We start from the raw sequence: 18,547 nt of genomic DNA, 5'->3' as shown, positions 1-18,547 counted from the left end.
CTGATGATTAGCGATTTGGATCTGGCCCTGAAGCTGGCCGATGTGGCGGATGAGATTTCCCTCAGCAGATTTAGAGCACTGGACCTACATGTCGAATCAAAACCGGATAGGTCTCCGGTCACAGACGCGGATCGCGCTGTTGAGCAAAAGCTTCGCGAGGTATTGGCAAGCTATCGTCCGGATGACTCAATCATCGGAGAAGAGTTTGAGAACACCGGTGACGGATCCAGGAACTGGATTATCGATCCAATTGACGGAACCGCTAACTACCTGCGCGGGGTTCCGATCTGGGCAACCCTGATAGCGCTTCGAGTCAACGGGGTAATAATCGCATCGGTAGTTTCGGCACCGGCGATGGGTAGACGCTGGTGGGCGATGCGGGGAAACGGTGCTTTCACCAAGGACATCGACGGTTCAGTTCGCATCCTGCAAACCTCTGCCATCGCAGATCTGGAGCACTGCTCAATCTCTTACAACAACCTCCAGCTTTGGGATCTAAGTGGCAAATTGCCTCAGCTGATTGAGCTCAGTCGCAAGGTCTGGCGCACCCGCGCCTACGGCGATTTCTACAGCTACATGCTGCTTGCCGAGGGCAGCTTGGAGATGGTGGCAGAGCACGATCTCAAGATTTACGACATCGCAGCCCTTGTCCCAATTGTCGAGGAGGCTGGCGGCCGGCTTACCGATTTGGCCGGAGAACTCAGCGAGCAAAGTTCATCAGTCCTGGCAACCAATTCGCTCACTCACGCAAGTTTTCAAAAAGCCCTCGCATGATCACCACCGCCAAACGCTGGTGGGCGCTGGCAGCGGTAGCGCTCTTGGCCATCAACCTGCGGACGGCGGTTAGTTCCATTAGCCCGGTGGTTAGTTACATCCAGCAGAACATCTCGCTGCCGATCGTGACAATTGGCCTCATGGGTATCGCAGCGCCGCTGGCATTCGCTCTCGCCAGCTCCCTGAGCTATCGCCCAGCGAGGAAACTCGGGGTTGAAAAGACCCTGCTGGTTACCGTTGTCATGATTATCCTCGGGCATCTGATTCGGGCATTCGCCTGGGATGCGACGGCTTTATTTGCCGGCAGCCTCTTGAGTCTTTTGGGAATGGGCATCGGCAACGTGCTGCTTCCAGTTTTGGTTCGCAAGTACTTTCCAACCCAGGTTGGAATCATTTCTAGTTTTTACATCACACTCACCGCGATTTCCGCGACCATGGGTTCGTTTTTTGCTGTGCCAGTTGCCGAAATTTCGAGCTGGCGGTTCTCGCTAGGGCAGTGGGCGATTTTGGCTTCGCTGACCCTGCTGCCACTTGGTTTCCTGCTGGGCAATTCCAGACCTGAGGTGAAGCCCGAATCCGATAGCAGTCAAAAAGCGATTTGGCGCTCCCCCACGGCGCTGGCGATCGCGGGCATGCAGGCGGTCACCTCGGTCTTTGGCTACGTGTCATTCGCCTGGTTGCCGCTCTTACTCTCCGAACACAGCAACCAGAGCGTGATTGCCTCGGGAGCACTGCTGAGCCTGTTTGCCCTGATGGGTCTGCCTAGCTCCCTTATTGTTCCACTGCTCGCGAATCGTTACCCGGCCTCGCAGCAGTGGATTGTGTGGTTCTCGCTGGTTGCAGGTCTTACCGGAACCCTAGGACTGCTTTTTGGCGATCAGGGTCTGACCTGGTTCTGGGTGATAGCGCTTGGGTTTGGACCAACCATGTTCCCGCTGGCACTGACCATGTTTAATCTCAGATCCCGGGAGCGCTCAACCGTGTTAGCTGTTAGTGCATTTGGGCAGGGCGCAAGCTACAGCACCGCAACGATTGCGGTCTTCACAATCGGCATCCTGCGCGAGCTAACGGGCGGCTGGGAAGCAGCCATCTGGCTGATGTTGATCTTCTGCTTGATTTCAATTTTTGTCGCCCTGCAAATCGGCAGGGGCAAAATTATTGACGACGAGCTGGTCCGCTAGATCCAGCGCGAGGCTTGATATTCGGCGAATACTTTCCTAACGGTGCCGCTCAAACCGCGAATCACGATTGATTCGGTGTAGATGATCTCGCCACGCTTTCGCACTCCCGCAACAAGTGGGCCGTCGGTGACGCCGGTAGCAACAAAGAAAGTGTTATCCGAGGCAACCATTTCGTTCATCTCGTAGACGTAGTTGAATTTGAGTCCAGCCGCGGTGCCGCGCTCTCGCTCGAAGTCCTCGCGAGGTGCCAGGATGCCCTGAATATGTCCACCGAGCGCCTTAACGCCGCAGGCGGTAACAATTCCCTCGGGTGAACCTCCAACTCCGATGCACATGTCGATTCGAGAGTCCGCGCGAGCAGCCTGAATGCCGCCTGCAACATCCCCGTCTCGCAGCAGGCGAGTTGCTGCTCCGGCGCTTCTGACCTGGTCAATCGCATCCTGGTTGTATTCGCGATCCAAAATGGCAACCAGAATTTCATCCACCGGTTTGCCGGCACTCTTTGAATACTCGATGAGATTTTCCCGAATGGACATTCGAATATCGCAAACCCCGACCCCGGGAGCTCCGGTCACAAACTTGTCCATTTTGAAGACCGAAGAGGCATCGAGCATGGAGCCGCGGTCAGCCGCAGCGATCACGGAAATTGCGTTTAGCCTTCCGGCGGCGGTGAGCGAGGTGCCGTCGATTGGGTCAACCGCAATATCTACTTTTGGTCCGTTGCCATTTCCAACCACCTCACCGTTGAAGAGCATCGGTGCCTCGTCTTTTTCACCCTCACCAATGACGACTAAACCCTCAAAGTTCACTGTTCCTAAAAAGGCTCGCATGGCATCGACGGCTGCCCCGTCCGAGGCATTTTTGTCGCCCTTGCCGATAAATGGAAAAGCCCTGATGGCGGCGGCTTCGGTTGCTCGCACCAGCTCCATGGCGAGGTTGCGATCCGGGTGAAGTTCAGGCTGGAATTCTGGGCTCATGCCCTGAAGATAGCAGGCAAAACCAGCTAGTTGGAGAAGGTAACTCCAACCGCTTCACAGCGCGTTGCGATCGATGCTGACAACTGGGCCACTTTGTCTTTTGAACTTTGTGCTGAGTCAGTTTCACCCAGGGCAACCAGCAAATCTCCCAGATCCTGGGCCAGGCCAGAGGAGAGCACCCCCTGAACCGAATCTCCGATCAAGGCGTTTAGTTGGTCGAGAATTCCAGAGTCAATGAGCCCCTGCTCATAGGCTTGGGCTGCAGCGGCAATTGTTGATTCGGCTGCCCTACAAGCCGCCGCATCGGCAGCAGCTGAGACCAGATCTCCGGTGCTGCAGCCTGTCAGCAGAACCAGCGGCAGTGAAATGGAAACGAGTTTCAAAAATTTCATAGTGTCGCCAACGCTAACCTGCCGAGCTGAAAGAATCCTTGAAGCTGTGCGTAACCGAAAGTAACAGCGGGAACATTCAGAATTCAATCGGGTTACACTTCAGTAGTTTTAGGGATTCTGGAGAGTACATGCGCGTCTATAACAACATCACTGAGGCCTTTGGAAATACACCGCTGGTGCGATTGAACAAAGTGCTAGATGGCGCGGCGGCAAACGTTTTTGCCAAACTCGAGTTCTACAATCCCTCCTCCAGCGTCAAGGACAGACTTGCCATTGCCATGGTTGATGCGGCTGAGGCTTCCGGGGAGCTAAAACCCGGTGGCACCATTATTGAGGCAACCAGTGGCAACACTGGAGTTGGTCTAGCCATGGTTGGAGCTGCCAGAGGCTACCGCACCATCATCGTCATGCCGGAGTCGATGTCTCTCGAGCGAAAAATCTTGATCCGCGCTTACGGCGCTGAGCTAATTCTTACCCCACCGACCGAGGGAATGACCGGCTCGGTTGCCCGCGCTGAGGCGCTGGGTAAGGAAATCCCAGGCGCGGTGCTGGTTCGCCAGTTTGATAATCCGGCAGGGCCAAAGATTCACCGTGAGACCACCGCCGAGGAAATTTGGCGCGATCTAGACGGCAATGTTGACGCTTTGGTTGCCGGCTCTGGCACCGGCGGAACCATTACTGGAACTGGTCGCAGGCTTCGGGAACTAAACCCCGACATCAAGGTTTTTGCTGTGCAGCCCGAGGCGTCTCCGCTACTGACCGGCGGTCAGGCTGCCGGACACCCACTTGCCGGAATCGGCCCAAACTTCATTCCTTCAATTTTGGACACCTCGGTTTACAACGAGGTGCTGAGCGCTCCAAACGCCTCGGCATTTGAGTTTGCTCGCAGGGCCTCGGCCGAAGACGGCATTCTGGCTGGCATCTCCTCCGGAGCGGCCATCTGGGCCGCTCGCGAGGTTGCTCACCGCCCAGAATTCGCAGGCAAGAACATCGTTGTTATCATCCCCTCCTTCGGAGAGCGTTACGTTTCCTCCACTTTGTACCGCGACATCCAAGAAGAATTTCAAGCTAAGCAGTGAGAATCATCGAAGACATCAAGGTTGGCCTGCAGCGCGATCCGGCCACCAACTCCGCACTTGAGCTTTTCCTAACCTCTCCCGGCCTGCACGCCATTTGGATTTACCGGGTTGCTCATGTGCTCTGGAAGTGGAAGTTTCGCATCCTCAGCAGAATGCTCTCCAACTGGGCCAAGTTCTGGACCTCAATCGAAATCCACCCCGGTGCTGTAATCGGCAGAAGGTTCGTTATCGACCACGGTGTCGGGGTAGTAATCGGAGAGACCGCGATCATTGGCGATGATGTCCTGATGTATCACGGAGTGACCCTGGGGGGCAAGACTCTTGACCCGGTCAAGCGCCACCCAACAGTCGGTGACCGAGTGACGCTGGGGGCCGGTTCAAAGCTGATCGGAAACATTGTGATTGGCAACGACTGCGCGGTTGGGGCAAATGCCGTTGTCACGAAAAACATGCCGGCCGGAACCGTTGCGGTTGGTTTCAATGCCAGGCTGCTAAATCTAATTGGCGATGAGTTCTACGTAATCTAACTACTTGCCGCTGTTTTTGTAATAGAGGCAGCTCCAGCGATCATCGATGCCAACCTGGCGGGTTCCCTTGGGTCCTAACTTGCCCAGCTGCTGCCAAGTTTTATCGCGAGATAGGTCTGTGCCAAGGTGTGGGGCTTTTGGGTAGAAGAGCCAGAAATTGACCTTGCTCTCCCAAAGGCTCAACAGTTCCTCGGCGTTTCGAGCGAGCTGAGCGCTATTTTCCACGAAGTAAAAAAGGGCTGGGGATTTTCCGTCTTGAACCATTTGGCGGGCGGTTTCAACCGATGCTGCCCAGGGGTGAATGTCTTGGAGATCGATGTCGGTGGGTAGGTTGACGCAAGGAACCTGAATGTCCCCCGGGATGTACATTTTTGCTGCAAGACTCACTAGGGAATCCTAAGAAAGCCTGGCTCGTTAATCAGCCGTTAACCCAAAAATTCACTTAGTTACATCAAACCTAAGGTCCGGATAACGCTCCCGGAGCTCTTGAATCCTGATCGCCACAAGTTTTTCCAAAAGCTCCACGGGTAAATCTTCGGTAACGCCAAATTGAAATCCACCGGTGGTCTGCTTGCGCCCCGCCAACTCGTTTTTCAGCTTGGGAATTACATTTCCCGAGTGGGGGAAGTAGCCGAGGTGATTCTTGAAGGCTGCATAGCCGGCAACCGCCTTGCCGCTGAGTTTGATGCAGGGCATTTGGTAGGAGATGCACTCCTCTCCCCCTGGAATCAGCTTCAACAGCTCGGTTCTGAGTCGAGTCAGGGTTTGAGCGTGAGGCTGGGCAGCCCCGCTCAAATAACGGTCGACGTCGCTGGCGCTCATGGCTTGTAGGAGTCGACCTCAATTTCAACCAGCATCTTTGGGTTGATGAACTGAATTCCAGCGAGCATGGTCGCTGCCGGGCGAATCTCAGAAAATAGCTCACCGTTGGCTTTGCCAGCCGCGTCCATGTCCTGGGCTTTTGCCAGATAGATCCTCACCCGCACCACATCGGCCAGGGTGTGGCCGGCTTGAGCCAAAGCCTTCTCAATCACCTGGTAGGCCACCTTGGTCTGGCCATAGGCATCGCCCTCGTGCTGCAGCTCTCCATCGATGGTTGCTGTGCTGCCAGAGACGTGAACGTAGGGGCCGGCAACGGTAGCCCGGGAATAACCAATAACGGATTCCCATGGGCCACCCGATGAAATTAGCTTGTCTGCTGCCATCTTTTTCTCCTTAGACTCCAGAACCGATAAAAAGTGCCCCGAGTAGTACCAGGGCAGGCAGTGCCCAGACGTACCAGCGGGCATACCATTTGGCGGGAAGCTGTGAATTCTCCGCCCCCGCATTGATCATGGGAGGGACGTCAAAGCCACCGTGCTCAGACATGGCTAGACGTTGAACCTAAACTCGACCACATCGCCATCCTGCATGATGTATTCCTTGCCCTCCATGCGGACCTTGCCCTGGGCCTTAGCCTCGGCCATGGATCCTGCGGCATCTAGGTCTGCAAAAGACACAATCTCAGCCTTGATGAATCCTCGCTCAAAGTCGGTGTGAATTACACCAGCGGCAGCCGGTGCTTTCCAGCCCTTGCGGATGGTCCAGGCCCTAGCCTCCTTGGGCCCTGCGGTCAGGTAGGTCTGCAGCCCCAGGGTTTCAAAGCCAACATGAGCCAACTGGTCAAGGCCCGACTGCTCTTGACCAAGTGACTGCAGCAGCTCGTTGACCTCCTCGACGCTCAGGTCAATTAGCTCAGATTCGACCTTGGCATCCAAGAAAACGGCCTTCGCCGGGGCCACTAGCGCCGCCAGCTCAGCACGTTTGGCAGGATCTCCAAGCACTCCCTCGTCAACGTTGAACACGAACAGAATCGGCTTGGCCGTCAGCAGGCCGAGGTCCTTGATGTGGGTGAAGTCCACCTTGCTCAGCGATAGCGGAGTGCCGTCATTTAGTACCTTGATGGCCTCATCGACCACCGCTAGAACTTCAGGGTCAACCTTCTTGCCCTTGACCTCTTTTTCGATTCTTGCCCGAGACTTCTCCAGGGTTTGAAGGTCCGCGAGAATCAGCTCGGTGTTGATGGTCTCAATGTCGCTCTTGGCATCCACCTTGCCGTCAACGTGAATGACGTCAGAGTCGCTGAAGCCGCGAACCACCTGAGCGATTGCATCGGCTTCACGTATGTTTGCCAAAAACTGATTACCCAGGCCCTCGCCGACCGAAGCGCCTCGGACAATTCCGGCGATGTCGACAAAGGAAACCGGAGCGGGAAGCAGGCGCTCTGATCCAAAGATTTCCGCGAGGCGAACCAGTCGCGGATCTGGGAGGTTCACAACTCCAATGTTTGGCTCGATCGTGGCAAAGGGGTAGTTAGCCGCCAGCACGTTGTTTTTGGTAAGTGCATTGAAGAGGGTCGACTTGCCTACGTTAGGCAGTCCCACGATTCCGATAGTTAGAGCCACTGACAAAGTTTATTGGTTCATAATTGGCGAGTGCCCCTGTCTTTCACCGCAATCGACTTCGAGACCGCAAACGGATCACCGGCTTCCCCCTGCGCAGTTGGCCTGGTGAGGGTGGTGGACGGAGAAATTCATGAGTCACTCTCAATGCTTTTTCAACCGCCCTTTCCGCACAATTGGTTTCACGACGGAAACATCCGAGTCCACGGCATCAGACCTGAAGATGTGGTTGATGCTCCAAATTGGGAGGAGGTTCTTCCTGAACTATTGCTTTTTACCGAGGGCCTGACTCTGATCGCCCACAACGCAAGTTTTGACATGGGGGTTCTGAAAGCTGCAGCCGATGCGGTGAGCTTCGACCTGCCAAACCTGAACTACGCCTGCTCACTTCAGATGGCACGCAAAACCTACAACCTCGAAAGCTACCGTCTAAACGCGGTTGCCTATGCAGTCGGTCACGAAGAGTTCAATCACCACGATGCCCTTGCGGATGCAGATGCCTGCGCACGGATTGTGCTTCATATGGCGGGCCGTCACGACGCAGATTCCCTGGATGAACTGCTCGGCGCTACCAAGGGGCGTTTGAATCAGTTATTTGTCTGAGGCCACTGCAATACTTCCAACATGGAAACTGCAATCTGGCTCGCTCTAAATACTCTGATAATCGGCGCCGTAATCGGCGCCGTGGTTGGATTTCGACTCGGGAAATCAAAACAGCCGCTGCAGGATGGCAATCTAGCCATCCGCCTGGCAGCCCTGGAGGCCACCGAGGTGGAGCTGAGATCGCAACTTAGCCGCTCGGAGCAGGCCCTTGACCAGCAGCGTCAGCAGGCCGAGCAAGAAAACAAAGTTTTAGTTCAGCTCGCGCCGGTCAAGGAGCAGCTGGACCTGATGCGCGAAAGCGTAGCTCGGCTAGAAAAGGAGCGAACCGAACAGTTCACCTCAATTTCCGAGCAGCTGCGCTCGGCGATACAGACCGATGAATCGCTGCGCAAGCAAACTCAGCAGTTGGCTCAAGCGCTCAGTTCTAACTCCCTGCGTGGCGTCTGGGGAGAGGCTCAGCTCAGAAAGCTAGTGGAGCTGGCTGGGCTGATAAAGCATGCCGATTTTTCAGAGCAAGCCACAATCTCCACCGAGGCCGGCTCTGGCCGAGCCGACATGGTGATAAACCTTCCCGGCGGCAAGTCCTTGGCGATTGACAGCAAAGTACCATTCAACTCCTACCAGGAGGCCAGTGCGATCTCGGAGCTGGCCACCGGTGAGGAACTTGAGCGTAGAAAGCGACTAATCGACGAGCACGTCAAGGCGGTCCGCTCTCACATCGATGCGCTTGGAACCAAGGCGTATTGGACCGGCCTTTCGGCAAGTCCAGATTTTGTCATCTGCTTTGTTCCAAGCGAATCACTGCTCTCGGCGGCTCTGGAGGCAGACGCCACGCTAATGGAATATGCCTTCAGGAAAAATGTGGCGCTGGCCTCGCCCGTATCACTGTTCTCGGTCCTGAAAACCATCAACTACATCTGGCGTCAAAATGCCGATGAGTCACAACTTCGCAACATGATCAAACTGGGCAAAGAGCTTTACGACAGAGTCGGAAAGATTGCGCAACTCGCGGACAAACTTGGTCGCTCGCTAAACACCAGCGTCAAGGATTACAACGCCTTTGTTTCATCGCTGGAGACTCGAATGCTGGTTACCGCGAGAAAGCTCAACGATTTAGACGAGAACGAACTTGGAATCGAACGCATTGATAGCCCCAAAGAGATCTCAGATGCTGCGATAACAATTACGTCCAAGGAGCTCGAAGGGTAATAGCCAAGGCGTCAATTATGGCTATAGTGGGTTCGGCGCCTACAACGGTGTGAGTGCTAAGTACTTATTTCTCACATCTAGGAGTCCCCGATGGCTGGCTCAAAATCGCCAATCGTTACACTCACCCCTGCTCCAACCCTTGATAGAACCTACTTCGTAAAGAACCTGGTTGAGGGCGGAGTTAACCGTGCTGAGCGGGTGGGTGAGGAGCTCGCCGGTAAAGGCATTAACGTCTCTCGCGGCCTCCACCTGGCTAAAATTCCAGCCCCCGGCATTGTCCCCATCGGAAACGCAGACCCCGGAGTTCTCGAGCGCACCGGCTCTGGCTTTCTCACCCCGCTTTGGGTAGAGGGCACCCTCAGGGTCTCCACCACCGTGGTCGAATATGACGGACCAACCACCAAAATTAACGAGCACCCCAGGCCGCTGAAGCAGAAGGACTGGGACGCCGTCGTGGAACTGACCGTCAAGACAGTGCAGGACAACGATGCGCAGTGGCTGGTCGTGGCCGGCGCACACCCTGAAATCGTTGAGACCGGCGAGGTAATTGACCTGCACCCGCTTTTTGACAAGATGAAGCAGTTGGGCGTGAAGGTCGTGCTGGACACTTCGGGACCCGCACTGCGCTACTGGGCGCAGCAGGGCAAGGCAACCGTCATGAAGCCAAATGCCCACGAGCTAGCCGAATGCGTCGGTCGAGACCTTGAGACCATTGGCGATGTGATTGATGCTGCTCGCCAGCTCAATGATTGGGGGGTGGACTGCGTTATGGCTTCCCTTGGCGTAGATGGAATCGTTGCAATCACCAAGACCCACGCTATCCACGCGTACACCGCACCCGTGAAGGTGATCAACACCGTGGGCGCAGGAGACTCAACCATCGCCGGCTTCCTATCTGCAGTGACCGCTCACCCGGCTGAAGCGGATGATTTCGGTGTTGGTTTTGATGTCGCTGAGGGTATTGCCGCCGCTGTTCAGTGGGGTGCGGCGAAGGTTCAACAACCCACCAGTGGCCTTCATTCAATTGAGAATCTAGTTGAGGCACACGTAGAACTAATTCCAGACCGTTCCCGCCTGCTGGGCGAGCCGGCAAAGGCCTAAAGGAGGCAATCATGGGTGTTGTAAACAGTGCAGAATACACAGAGATGCTTGACCGCGCCAAGAAGGGCGGGTTCGCCTACCCAGCCATTAACGTCTCGAGCTCACAGACTCTGAATGCTGCTCTCGCAGGGCTTCAGGCCGCTGGCTCAGATGGGATTTTGCAGGTAACCACAGGTGGTGCCGACTACTGGTCGGGACCGACCGTAAAGAACCGAGTCTCTGGAGCATTGGGGTTCGTGGCCTTCGCTCGCGAGGTTGCCAAAAACTTCGACATCAAAGTTGCGCTTCACACCGACCACTGCAATCTCGAGCAGCTCGACACCTTTGTAAAGCCGTTGATTGCGCTCTCCGAAGAGAGCGTCAAGAACGGCGGCGAGGCCTACTTCAACTCCCACATGTGGGATGGCTCTGAGGTTCCACTGGCACAAAACCTAGAAATCGCCAGAGAGTTTTTGACCCGAACCAAGAACATCGGTTCCATCCTGGAGATTGAAGTTGGAGCTGTTGGTGGCGAAGAAGACGGCGTCGAAGGTGCGATCGACGAGCATCTCTACACCACCGTGGCAGACGCAACCCAAACCGTTGAGGCCCTGGGTCTGGGTGAAAACGGCCGCTACATGGCTGCGCTGACCTTCGGAAACGTTCACGGTGTCTACAAGCCAGGAAACGTCAAACTGCGCCCAGAACTGCTCAAGCAGATTCAGGATGAAGTCGGGGCAAAATACGGCAAGGCCGCTCCTTTTGACCTGGTCTTCCACGGCGGTTCTGGATCGACCGAGCAGGAAATTGCGGACGCGGTTCGTTACGGCGTGATAAAGATGAACATCGACACGGACTTGCAGTACGCCTTCACCAGACCGATCGCGGACCACATGTTCCGAAACTACGACGGAGTTTTGAAGGTTGATGGCGAAGTCGGAAACAAGAAGGCCTATGACCCAAGGGCGTGGGGAAAGCTTGCCGAGGCTGGAATGTCAGCCCGCGTCGTTGAGGCAGCGAACCAGCTTGGTTCTGCTGGAAAGTCGAAGTGGTAGATAACCACAAAGAGCTAAGCCCGTTCTATAAGAACGGGCTTCCTCGTTTCCGAGGTGAATACCTCGAGGGTGAAATGCACGGACCCTGGGAATTCTTCAGGCTAGATGGCTCGCTGATGCGATCTGGAGAGTTTGACCGCGGTCGTCAGGTCGGGATCTGGCGAACCTATTCAAGAACCGGTGAACTGGTCAGCGAGAAGAGCTTTGGTAATTAGCTAAAGAGTCAGCGTCCAATTTTGTTGCTGACATCCTGGCCTGCGGCCTTGAGGTCTTTGCGAAGCTCTTTGGGAAGTGAGAACTGAACATCCTCTTCCGCAGTTGTCACGGTGCGAACATCACCGAAGTCTTTGGTGGCTAGGTAGTCCAGCACATCTGAAACCAGATCCTCCGGAACGCTAGCTCCAGACGAGACGCCGACGGTTTTTACACCCTCAAACCAGGCGTCGTCGATCTCGTGATAGTCATCTACTCGATAGGCAGCCTTCGCTCCAGCCTCTAGGGCAACCTCAACCAGCCGGACTGTGTTAGATGAATTGGCTGATCCCACCACAATCACTAGATCGCTTTCCGCTCCGACCTTTTTGATTGCAACCTGGCGGTTCTGAGTCGCGTAACAAATGTCGTCGCTCGGAGGATTCTGCAACGTTGGGAACTTCTCGCGAAGTTTGATGACTGTTTCCATAGTTTCGTCAACAGAGAGGGTGGTCTGGCTCAGCCAGATGACCTTGCTCGGGTCTTTGATTTTTGCCTTGGCGATGTCCTTTTCACCATCAATGAGTTGGACGGCGTGCGGGGCCTCGCCGGCGGTACCCTCGACCTCTTCGTGACCTTCGTGGCCAACCAGCAGAATGTCGTAACCCTCTTTGTCAAAGCGCTGAACTTCGCGGTGCACCTTGGTCACCAGCGGGCAGGTGGCGTCAATCGTCTGCTGATTTCTAGCTTGAGCCGCCTCAACAACAGCCGGGGAGACGCCGTGGGCGGAAAAGACCATGATGCAGCCCTCAGGAGCCTCATCCACCTCTTCAACAAAAATGGCGCCGCGCTTTTCCAAGGATGCCACCACGTGCTTGTTGTGAACGATTTGCTTTCTGACGTAAACCGGTGCACCGTAGTGGTCAAGAGCCTTTTCGACGGCAATCACGGCGCGGTCTACACCTGCGCAGTAGCCCCTGGGGGCTGCCAGCAGCACCTTCTTCGAGGTAAAGGTGTCAGTGAGGTCGGTATTGTTGATTGCAGTCACCCTTCAATTCTACGAACCCAGCCAAGGAGGCCGGATTGGAACTTGATTCGGCCACTGATTCCCAATCCAAAGTATCGAGTGAGAATTCCCCCTGGCAGGTATCTCAGCTCTCCCGGTCGATTAAGGACTGGATTGAGAAACTTGGAAAAGTTTGGGTGGAGGGGGAACTTCAGGCCTACTCGGAGAAGCCCGCCGGTGTATTTGCTTCGATTCGGGACCTCGATGTGGAGATGTCGGTTGAAGTTCACGCCTTCATGAACTCTGGTGCGGAGATAGAAATTGGTCTTAGCCAAGGTGACCGCGTAGTCGCACTACTCCAACCTGCCTTCTGGCCCAAAAACGGCAAATTGACCATGCGAGTTCTGAAAATGCACAAGGTTGGTCTAGGAGAACTTCTCGAAAGACTTGAGCGGCTCAAGCAGCAGCTGATCGCCGAGGGTCTTGCCGATTCCGCCCGAAAAAAACCACTGCCGTTTCTCCCCAACCGAATCGGTCTGATTACAGGGGCAAATTCAGACGCTGAGAAAGACATTCTGCAGAACGCCAAACTTCGCTGGCCCGCAGTTCAGTTTGAAATCCACCACACACATGTTCAAGGCGACAAGGCGGTCAACGAGATTCTCTTTGCCCTGGGGGAATTGGATGCGAACCCGGAAGTGGATGTCATCATCGTGGCTCGCGGCGGCGGCAGTTTCCAAGACCTGCTCCCATTCAGCGACGAGCGCCTGGTTAGAGCGGCAGCAAATCTCTCCAAGCCCCTGGTTTCGGCAATTGGGCACGAAAATGATCAACCGCTGCTTGATCTGGTCAGCGACCTGCGAGCTTCAACTCCGACGGACGCCGCCAAGCGAGTGGTGCCGGATGTCGTAGAAGAACTCAGAGGACTCAGCATTGCGAAATCCAGGCTGAGAATGCGAATGGCTAATCTCCTTGATGCCCAGTGGCAACTAGTCAGTGCGATCCGCTCGAGGCCGGTTCTTGCAAGCCCTTTTGGGTTCATCGATGCTCAACAAGAGCTCGTGGTTCAGCTCAAGCGACGCGTGCGAGAAATTTTTGACTTTAGGCTGCAGAGCGGATCACTTGAGGTGTCGCAGCTAAAGGCTCGTGCGCGTTCACTCTCCCCGCAGCTCACGCTGGAGCGCGGCTATGCGGTGCTCACAGATCCAGCGGGAAATCGGGTGGCGACGTTAGCCGCCGGCCAAGAGTTTGTGGTGAAGACCAGCAATCAAGAAATTTCTGCCCAGGCAACCAAGGTTAAGGAGCTGTAATGAAAGACATTGAGAAACTCAGTTACGAGCAGGCGCGTGACGAGCTCCAGAAGGTAGTTGCTGAGCTCGAGCAGCAGAGCCTTTCTCTCGAGGCCTCAATGGCTCTCTGGGAGCGCGGCGAGGCACTTTCTAAGCACTGCGAGCAGTGGCTCAGTGGTGCCCGCAAAAAGCTCGATGACGCAACTAAGGAAGCCAATTGAGCGATTCAGCTGCGAAACACAGAGCAAAGCAGACGATTCGCAACCTGATCTACTCGATGCTCGTGACCTTGGCGCTCACCATTGCGATTGTGCTGGTGGTTCCAAGAGACGACTCAAATCGAATCCAGCCGGTTGATTACCAAACCATCGCACTCAGCGCCTCTGAAAGCTCAGGCCAGTCCGCCCTGGCACCAGAGGTGCCGCAGGACTGGTGGTCCAATGCTGCAAGACTCGAAGAGAGCCTCGGGGTGCAGACCTGGTACGTCGGTTTTGTGACAGCCGATAACCAGTACATCGGTATGACGCAGGCCTTTGAATCAAACCCATCCTGGCTCGCTAATCAACTTCAGGGCAACTGGCAAGACGGCACGTTGGAGATTGCAGGCCGCAGCTGGGAGATCTGGCCAACACTGAACCCGCAAACCCCCAAAGGCACAAAAGAGTACGCCCTGGTTCACAACTTCGGAGCGAGCTCCGTTGTAATCTATGGAACGGCCGATGAAGCTCAATTCCGGCTAATCGCGCAGGAAATCAGCGCAACCCTCAACCAAGGAGACTGAATGCCACGCCCGCAGAACGCCCGCGAAGCATGGAAAGCCCTGATCGACGGCAACCAAAACTTTGTGCACGGAACCCCCGCCCACCCCAGGCAAGACGCAGATGTCCGCAAGGCAATTGCCAACCGGCAGACACCTTTCGCAGCCCTTTTCGGCTGCTCAGACTCAAGGCTTGCTGCCGAGATGATTTTTGACGTTGGACTGGGCGACCTATTCGTGGTTCGAAATGCCGGTCAGGTGATCGCCGAGACCATTCTCGGCTCGCTGGAATTTGCCGTTGAGGTTTTGAAGGTTCCGCTGATTCTGGTCCTCGGTCACGACGAGTGCGGTGCGGTGCGCGCCACCATGGATGCAGCCGATGGCAAATTGCAGGTTGAGGGAGAGTTCATTCACAACCTGGTAAACCGAATCATGCCAACGGTTCTGCGCAGCCACGGAGCTGGAGACACCAGCATCGACGACATAACTCAGCGCCATGTCGCCGACACAATCGAGGAGCTCATGGAGCGCTCAAAGGTGATTTCCGATGCGGTCAAAACTGGCAGACTTGCAGTGGTTGGTGCCAACTACAAACTTGAGCTCGGTGAGGTCCACATGGTGGTCTCACACGGCGAAATCTAAACAGCCAGAGAAGGAAAAAATGGAATACCGCATCGAACACGACACCATGGGTGAAGTGAAGGTCCCCGTGAACGCTCTTTACCGGGCTCAAACCCAGCGTGCGGTGGAGAACTTTCCAATCAGCGGTGCGGGCCTAGAGCGCGAGCACATCATTGCCCTGGCTCGAATCAAGAAGGCGGCCGCTCAAGCCAACACCAAACTGGGCATTTTGGCCCAGGATATTTCAGATGCAATCGTGGCCAGTGCCAACGAGGTAATCGCCGGCTCCCACCTGGATCACTTCCCGGTTGACGTCTACCAGACCGGAAGCGGCACCAGCTCAAACATGAACATGAACGAGGTGCTCGCCACTCTCGCCACCCAGAAACTAGGTCGTGAGGTTCACCCGAATGACCACGTAAACGCCTCCCAGTCGTCCAACGACGTCTTTCCAACCTCGGTCCACGTGGCAGTCACAAACGCCCTGGTAAACGACCTGCTTCCAGCCCTTGACTACCTAGCCAAGTCTCTTGAAGAGAAGGCGATGGCCTGGAAGGAATATGTCAAGCCTGGCCGCACCCACCTAATGGATGCCACCCCAGTGACCTTTGGGCAGGAATTCGCCGGCTATGCCGCACAAATCCGCTACGGCATTGAGCGCGTTCTAGCAGCTCTGCCAAGGGTGGCAGAAGTCCCTCAGGGCGGAACAGCAACTGGGACTGGAATTAACACCCCGAAAGGCTTCCCACAGGAGGTCATTGCGCTACTCGCGAGCGACACCGGCCTTCCGATCACCGAAGCTCGGGACCACTTCGAAGCTCAGGGGGCAAGAGATGGATTGGTTGAAGCCTCCGGTGCTCTAAAGGTTCTGGCCGTCAGCCTCACCAAGATTAACAACGACCTCCGCTGGATGGGTTCGGGACCAAACACCGGTCTGGCTGAACTGAACATTCCAGACCTGCAACCCGGCAGCTCGATCATGCCTGGAAAGGTCAACCCTGTGGTTCCAGAGGCCGTCCTCATGGTCTGCGCTCGAGTTATTGGCAACGATGCCACTGTGACCTGGGCCGGGGCATCCGGAAGTTTTGAGCTCAATGTCGCCATTCCCGTTATGGGCAACGCGCTACTAGAGTCAATTCGTTTGCTCGCCAACTCAATGCGAGTCCTGGCTGACAAGACCGTTACTGGCCTCGAGGTAAACGTGGAGCGAGCAAGAGCGCTGGCCGAATCAAGTCCCTCGATTGTGACCCCGTTAAACAAGTTCATTGGTTACGAGGCTGCAGCAAAGATTGCCAAGCATTCCGTTGCCAACGGCCTAACCGTCAAGGAGGCGACCATCGCCCTTGGTTATGTGGACGACGAGAAACTGAGCATGGAGCAGTTGGAGAAGGCACTCGATGTCCTTCCTATGACTAGACCACCGCAGTAATCAACTCGGTGGTCGGCTGGGCTATCACAGCCGCAAAACCGACAATCAAATAGGGCCCCAAGGCGATCCTCGCCCTGGGGTTTCTAGTTTTTATCCAGACCACAATTGCCCATACTGAGGCTCCGACAAAACCAATTGCCAAGGAGTAAAGGATTAGCCAGGGCGAATGCCAGGCCAGCAGAGCATTCAGCGAAGTCAACAACTTCACATCTCCCATGCCAAGGTCAAAATACTTTACGAGCAGATATCCAAGCCCGAAGGTCAGGAGCCCTGCAACTATCGAGTTGACATAGGGCTGAACTTTCCCAGTGCTTGCTAAGTGGAGAAATAAGCAGGCAAACGTGACGGCAATCAAGGGCAGCGTCATGCGATTTGGAAGCCTGTGCTCGCGAAAATCAGTGAGCATCAGTGAGAGAGCAAATAGCGCAAACAGTGCCAAGGGAACTAGAACTATAAAATCTTCCACCGAGCCAAGTTAGCTCTAGTAAAAAAAGACCGCTCTGAGTTATCCCCAGCTACTCAAGGAGTTGAGTGACTAACGCCGCAATCTCACTTCGCTCGGAGCGAGTGAGAGTGGTGTGGCTAAACAGTGGCTGTCCCTTCAGGGTTTCAACAACCGATGCGATTCCATCGTGGCGTCCAACCCTAAGGTTGTCGCGCTGGGCAACATCGTGAGTAAGGACAACGCGGGACTTCTGGCCAATTCTCGAGAGCATGGTCAGTAGAACGTTGCGCTCAAGCGACTGTGCCTCATCCACGATGACAAAGGTGTCATGCAGCGAGCGACCACGGATGTGGGTGAGCGGCAAAACCTCGAGAATGCCGCGGTTCATAACCTCATCGATCACTTCCTTGGACACCAGGGCACCCAGGGTGTCAAACACTGCCTGAGCCCAAGGGTTCATCTTTTCCGCTTCGGAGCCAGGCAAGAAGCCAAGTTCCTGACCGCCAACCGCGTAGAGCGGGCGGAAAACCATAATCTTTTTGTGCTGGCGTCGCTCTAGGACTGCTTCCAAACCTGCGCAGAGGGCTAGAGCGCTCTTACCGGTTCCTGCCCTACCGCCCAGGGAGACAATTCCAATCTCAGGATCCAGTAGGGCATCAATGGCTAGGCGCTGTTCAGCTGATCGGCCGTGAAGGCCGAAGACTTCGCGATCTCCCCTGATCAGTTTTACTGTCTTGGCCTCGGTCACCCTACCCAGGGCACTGCCCCGCTCCGAGTGGATGATTAGGCCTGTGTTCACAGGTAGCGCCTTGGCGTCGGCGTGAAGAATTTCTTCTTGGTCATAAAGGTCAGCCATTTCATCACCGGAGAGCGCCAGATCAGCAAGGCCGTTCCACTCATCGGTGGCAAGTTCGTGCAGGTATTCCTCGGCGCGCAAGCCAATTGAGGAGGCCTTGACGCGCATTGGAAGGTCCTTGGAAACGATCGTCACATCAAAGCCCTCAGCGCTTAGGTTTGCCGCCACCGCCAAGATTCTGGAGTCGTTGTCCCCGAGCTGAAATCCAGATGGTAGGACGCTCTGATCGATGTGGTTTAGCTCAACCCGGAGGGTTCCCCCATCTCCGACCTCAACCGGGAAATCCAGCCTCTCGTGCTTCTGCCTGAGGTCGTCCAAAAACCGCAGAGCCTTGCGAGCAAAAAATCCAATTTCCAGATCGTTGCGCTTTTTTTCTAGCTCATTGATAACCACAATCGGCAACACGACCTCGTGCTCGGCAAATCTGAACAGCGCCCTTGGATCTGAAAGAAGAACCGAGGTGTCAAGTACGAAGGTGCGAACGTCGGTTGACTTGGAGGATTTGCTGGCTTTGCCGCTCACCGCCTCAGGAGAACCACTCTTGGAAATTGAAGTTTTTGACCTGGGGTTTGAGCTAGCTGGCATCAGCTCTCCTTCTATGGAACTTGATGCGAATCTACGCCCGGGGTTTTGG

Annotated in this window: 24 protein-coding genes; 14 read left to right on the top strand and 10 right to left on the bottom strand. The window is 55.4% G+C overall.

Annotated features, from left to right (window positions below; genetic code table 11):
- Window positions 1–3 precede the first annotated feature (3 nt).
- Together HRU87_RS02065 and HRU87_RS02060 are read left to right on the top strand one after the other, a co-directional pair.
- Entirely contained in the window at window positions 4–774 is a 771-nt protein-coding gene (locus HRU87_RS02065) for an inositol monophosphatase family protein (RefSeq protein ID WP_173493307.1), read from the top strand.
- Window positions 771–1,955, top strand: a complete 1,185-nt coding sequence (locus tag HRU87_RS02060) for an MFS transporter (protein WP_173493306.1) — start codon at window positions 771–773, stop codon at window positions 1,953–1,955. The genes HRU87_RS02065 and HRU87_RS02060 overlap by 4 nt, the downstream gene beginning before the upstream one ends.
- Here the strand turns inward: HRU87_RS02060 and glpX are convergent.
- Together glpX and HRU87_RS02050 are read right to left on the bottom strand one after the other, a co-directional pair.
- Window positions 1,952–2,932, bottom strand: a complete 981-nt coding sequence (glpX, locus tag HRU87_RS02055) for a class II fructose-bisphosphatase (protein WP_173493305.1) — start codon at window positions 2,930–2,932, stop codon at window positions 1,952–1,954. The genes HRU87_RS02060 and glpX overlap by 4 nt on opposite strands.
- A gap of 26 nt (window positions 2,933–2,958) precedes the next feature.
- Complete coding sequence (locus HRU87_RS02050; RefSeq protein WP_173493304.1) at window positions 2,959–3,324, bottom strand: hypothetical protein; 366 nt, start codon at window positions 3,322–3,324, stop codon at window positions 2,959–2,961.
- A 128-nt stretch (window positions 3,325–3,452) separates the two neighbouring features.
- Between HRU87_RS02050 and cysK the strand changes: the two genes are divergently transcribed.
- Window positions 3,453–4,403, top strand: coding sequence for a cysteine synthase A (gene cysK / locus HRU87_RS02045; RefSeq protein ID WP_173493303.1), 951 nt, complete (start codon window positions 3,453–3,455; stop codon window positions 4,401–4,403).
- On the top strand, window positions 4,400–4,930 hold the full coding sequence (cysE, locus tag HRU87_RS02040) for a serine O-acetyltransferase (protein ID WP_173493302.1): 531 nt from the start codon (window positions 4,400–4,402) through the stop codon (window positions 4,928–4,930). Before cysK ends, cysE begins: the two co-directional genes overlap by 4 nt.
- Here cysE and HRU87_RS02035 read toward each other — a convergent pair whose 3' ends face one another.
- From HRU87_RS02035 to ychF, 5 genes are read right to left on the bottom strand one after another with little or no spacing between them, the layout of a single operon-like run.
- Window positions 4,931–5,317, bottom strand: a complete 387-nt coding sequence (locus HRU87_RS02035; protein WP_173493301.1) for a hypothetical protein — start codon at window positions 5,315–5,317, stop codon at window positions 4,931–4,933.
- A 51-nt stretch (window positions 5,318–5,368) separates the two neighbouring features.
- Complete coding sequence (locus HRU87_RS02030) at window positions 5,369–5,752, bottom strand: iron chaperone (protein ID WP_173493300.1); 384 nt, start codon at window positions 5,750–5,752, stop codon at window positions 5,369–5,371.
- Entirely contained in the window at window positions 5,749–6,135 is a 387-nt protein-coding gene (locus tag HRU87_RS02025) for a RidA family protein (protein ID WP_173493299.1), read from the bottom strand. Before HRU87_RS02025 ends, HRU87_RS02030 begins: the two co-directional genes overlap by 4 nt.
- 10 nt (window positions 6,136–6,145) lie before the next feature.
- A complete protein-coding gene (locus HRU87_RS02020) occupies window positions 6,146–6,298 on the bottom strand; it encodes a hypothetical protein (protein ID WP_173493298.1) in 153 nt (50 codons plus the stop codon).
- A gap of 2 nt (window positions 6,299–6,300) precedes the next feature.
- On the bottom strand, window positions 6,301–7,374 hold the full coding sequence (gene ychF, locus HRU87_RS02015) for a redox-regulated ATPase YchF (protein ID WP_173493297.1): 1,074 nt from the start codon (window positions 7,372–7,374) through the stop codon (window positions 6,301–6,303).
- Between the two features lie 30 nt (window positions 7,375–7,404).
- Between ychF and HRU87_RS02010 the strand changes: the two genes are divergently transcribed.
- From HRU87_RS02010 to HRU87_RS01990, 5 genes are all read left to right on the top strand, one after another.
- Window positions 7,405–7,974, top strand: a complete 570-nt coding sequence (locus HRU87_RS02010; protein ID WP_173493296.1) for an exonuclease domain-containing protein — start codon at window positions 7,405–7,407, stop codon at window positions 7,972–7,974.
- A gap of 21 nt (window positions 7,975–7,995) precedes the next feature.
- Window positions 7,996–9,183 carry a DNA recombination protein RmuC gene (locus HRU87_RS02005; RefSeq protein WP_173493295.1) on the top strand — a complete coding sequence of 396 codons (1,188 nt, stop codon included), beginning with the start codon at window positions 7,996–7,998 and terminating at the stop codon, window positions 9,181–9,183.
- 90 nt (window positions 9,184–9,273) lie between these two features.
- On the top strand, window positions 9,274–10,284 hold the full coding sequence (locus tag HRU87_RS02000; RefSeq protein WP_173493294.1) for a 1-phosphofructokinase family hexose kinase: 1,011 nt from the start codon (window positions 9,274–9,276) through the stop codon (window positions 10,282–10,284).
- Between the two features lie 11 nt (window positions 10,285–10,295).
- Entirely contained in the window at window positions 10,296–11,318 is a 1,023-nt protein-coding gene (gene fbaA / locus HRU87_RS01995; RefSeq protein WP_173493293.1) for a class II fructose-bisphosphate aldolase, read from the top strand.
- Window positions 11,312–11,533 (top strand): toxin-antitoxin system YwqK family antitoxin, encoded by a 222-nt coding sequence (locus HRU87_RS01990; protein ID WP_173493292.1) that lies wholly within the window; start codon window positions 11,312–11,314, stop codon window positions 11,531–11,533. Before fbaA ends, HRU87_RS01990 begins: the two co-directional genes overlap by 7 nt.
- 8 nt (window positions 11,534–11,541) lie before the next feature.
- Here HRU87_RS01990 and HRU87_RS01985 read toward each other — a convergent pair whose 3' ends face one another.
- Window positions 11,542–12,558: a 4-hydroxy-3-methylbut-2-enyl diphosphate reductase gene (locus HRU87_RS01985; protein ID WP_173493291.1), complete on the bottom strand. Its 1,017-nt coding sequence runs from the start codon at window positions 12,556–12,558 to the stop codon at window positions 11,542–11,544.
- A 35-nt stretch (window positions 12,559–12,593) separates the two neighbouring features.
- Between HRU87_RS01985 and xseA the strand changes: the two genes are divergently transcribed.
- Genes xseA through HRU87_RS01960 form a run of 5 tightly spaced genes read left to right on the top strand, consistent with a single transcriptional unit; the run spans window position 12,594 to window position 16,612 of the window.
- The gene (xseA, locus tag HRU87_RS01980; RefSeq protein WP_173493290.1) at window positions 12,594–13,826 is read left to right on the top strand and encodes an exodeoxyribonuclease VII large subunit; all 1,233 of its coding nucleotides are present in this window, start codon (window positions 12,594–12,596) and stop codon (window positions 13,824–13,826) included.
- On the top strand, window positions 13,826–14,026 hold the full coding sequence (locus HRU87_RS01975; RefSeq protein ID WP_173493289.1) for an exodeoxyribonuclease VII small subunit: 201 nt from the start codon (window positions 13,826–13,828) through the stop codon (window positions 14,024–14,026). The genes xseA and HRU87_RS01975 overlap by 1 nt, the downstream gene beginning before the upstream one ends.
- Window positions 14,023–14,586, top strand: a complete 564-nt coding sequence (locus HRU87_RS01970) for a DUF4245 domain-containing protein (RefSeq protein ID WP_173493288.1) — start codon at window positions 14,023–14,025, stop codon at window positions 14,584–14,586. The genes HRU87_RS01975 and HRU87_RS01970 overlap by 4 nt, the downstream gene beginning before the upstream one ends.
- Window positions 14,587–15,204, top strand: coding sequence for a carbonic anhydrase (locus tag HRU87_RS01965; RefSeq protein ID WP_173493287.1), 618 nt, complete (start codon window positions 14,587–14,589; stop codon window positions 15,202–15,204).
- Window positions 15,205–15,223: 19 nt separating this feature from the next.
- Window positions 15,224–16,612: a class II fumarate hydratase gene (locus tag HRU87_RS01960; RefSeq protein ID WP_173493286.1), complete on the top strand. Its 1,389-nt coding sequence runs from the start codon at window positions 15,224–15,226 to the stop codon at window positions 16,610–16,612.
- On the opposite strand, the gene HRU87_RS01955 is transcribed toward HRU87_RS01960, so the two are convergent.
- Together HRU87_RS01955 and phoH2 are read right to left on the bottom strand one after the other, a co-directional pair.
- Window positions 16,596–17,078, bottom strand: a complete 483-nt coding sequence (locus tag HRU87_RS01955) for a prepilin peptidase (RefSeq protein ID WP_173493285.1) — start codon at window positions 17,076–17,078, stop codon at window positions 16,596–16,598. The genes HRU87_RS01960 and HRU87_RS01955 overlap by 17 nt on opposite strands.
- Window positions 17,079–17,127: 49 nt before the next feature.
- Entirely contained in the window at window positions 17,128–18,498 is a 1,371-nt protein-coding gene (gene phoH2 / locus HRU87_RS01950) for an RNA 5'-3' helicase PhoH2 (RefSeq protein ID WP_173493284.1), read from the bottom strand.
- Window positions 18,499–18,547 lie beyond the last annotated feature (49 nt).

The organism is Aquiluna borgnonia, assembly GCF_013283855.1.
Taxonomy (GTDB): domain Bacteria; phylum Actinomycetota; class Actinomycetes; order Actinomycetales; family Microbacteriaceae; genus Aquiluna; species Aquiluna borgnonia.
The sequence above is the reverse complement of the archived record's forward strand: the minus strand, read 5'-3'. Positions and strand labels throughout refer to the sequence as shown.

Bases quoted from the DNA above. Each gene is read 5' to 3' on its own strand.
- HRU87_RS02065 (WP_173493307.1), top strand. From the start codon at position 4: ATGATTAGCGATTTGGATCTGGCCCTGAAGCTGGCCGATGTGGCGGAT.
- HRU87_RS02060 (WP_173493306.1), top strand. From the start codon at position 771: ATGATCACCACCGCCAAACGCTGGTGGGCGCTGGCAGCGGTAGCGCTC.
- glpX (WP_173493305.1), bottom strand. From the start codon at position 2,932: ATGAGCCCAGAATTCCAGCCTGAACTTCACCCGGATCGCAACCTCGCC.
- HRU87_RS02050 (WP_173493304.1), bottom strand. From the start codon at position 3,324: ATGAAATTTTTGAAACTCGTTTCCATTTCACTGCCGCTGGTTCTGCTG.
- cysK (WP_173493303.1), top strand. From the start codon at position 3,453: ATGCGCGTCTATAACAACATCACTGAGGCCTTTGGAAATACACCGCTG.
- HRU87_RS02030 (WP_173493300.1), bottom strand. From the start codon at position 5,752: ATGAGCGCCAGCGACGTCGACCGTTATTTGAGCGGGGCTGCCCAGCCT.
- HRU87_RS02025 (WP_173493299.1), bottom strand. From the start codon at position 6,135: ATGGCAGCAGACAAGCTAATTTCATCGGGTGGCCCATGGGAATCCGTT.
- HRU87_RS02020 (WP_173493298.1), bottom strand. From the start codon at position 6,298: ATGTCTGAGCACGGTGGCTTTGACGTCCCTCCCATGATCAATGCGGGG.
- HRU87_RS02005 (WP_173493295.1), top strand. From the start codon at position 7,996: ATGGAAACTGCAATCTGGCTCGCTCTAAATACTCTGATAATCGGCGCC.
- HRU87_RS02000 (WP_173493294.1), top strand. From the start codon at position 9,274: ATGGCTGGCTCAAAATCGCCAATCGTTACACTCACCCCTGCTCCAACC.
- fbaA (WP_173493293.1), top strand. From the start codon at position 10,296: ATGGGTGTTGTAAACAGTGCAGAATACACAGAGATGCTTGACCGCGCC.
- HRU87_RS01975 (WP_173493289.1), top strand. From the start codon at position 13,826: ATGAAAGACATTGAGAAACTCAGTTACGAGCAGGCGCGTGACGAGCTC.
- HRU87_RS01965 (WP_173493287.1), top strand. From the start codon at position 14,587: ATGCCACGCCCGCAGAACGCCCGCGAAGCATGGAAAGCCCTGATCGAC.
- HRU87_RS01960 (WP_173493286.1), top strand. From the start codon at position 15,224: ATGGAATACCGCATCGAACACGACACCATGGGTGAAGTGAAGGTCCCC.
- phoH2 (WP_173493284.1), bottom strand. From the start codon at position 18,498: ATGCCAGCTAGCTCAAACCCCAGGTCAAAAACTTCAATTTCCAAGAGT.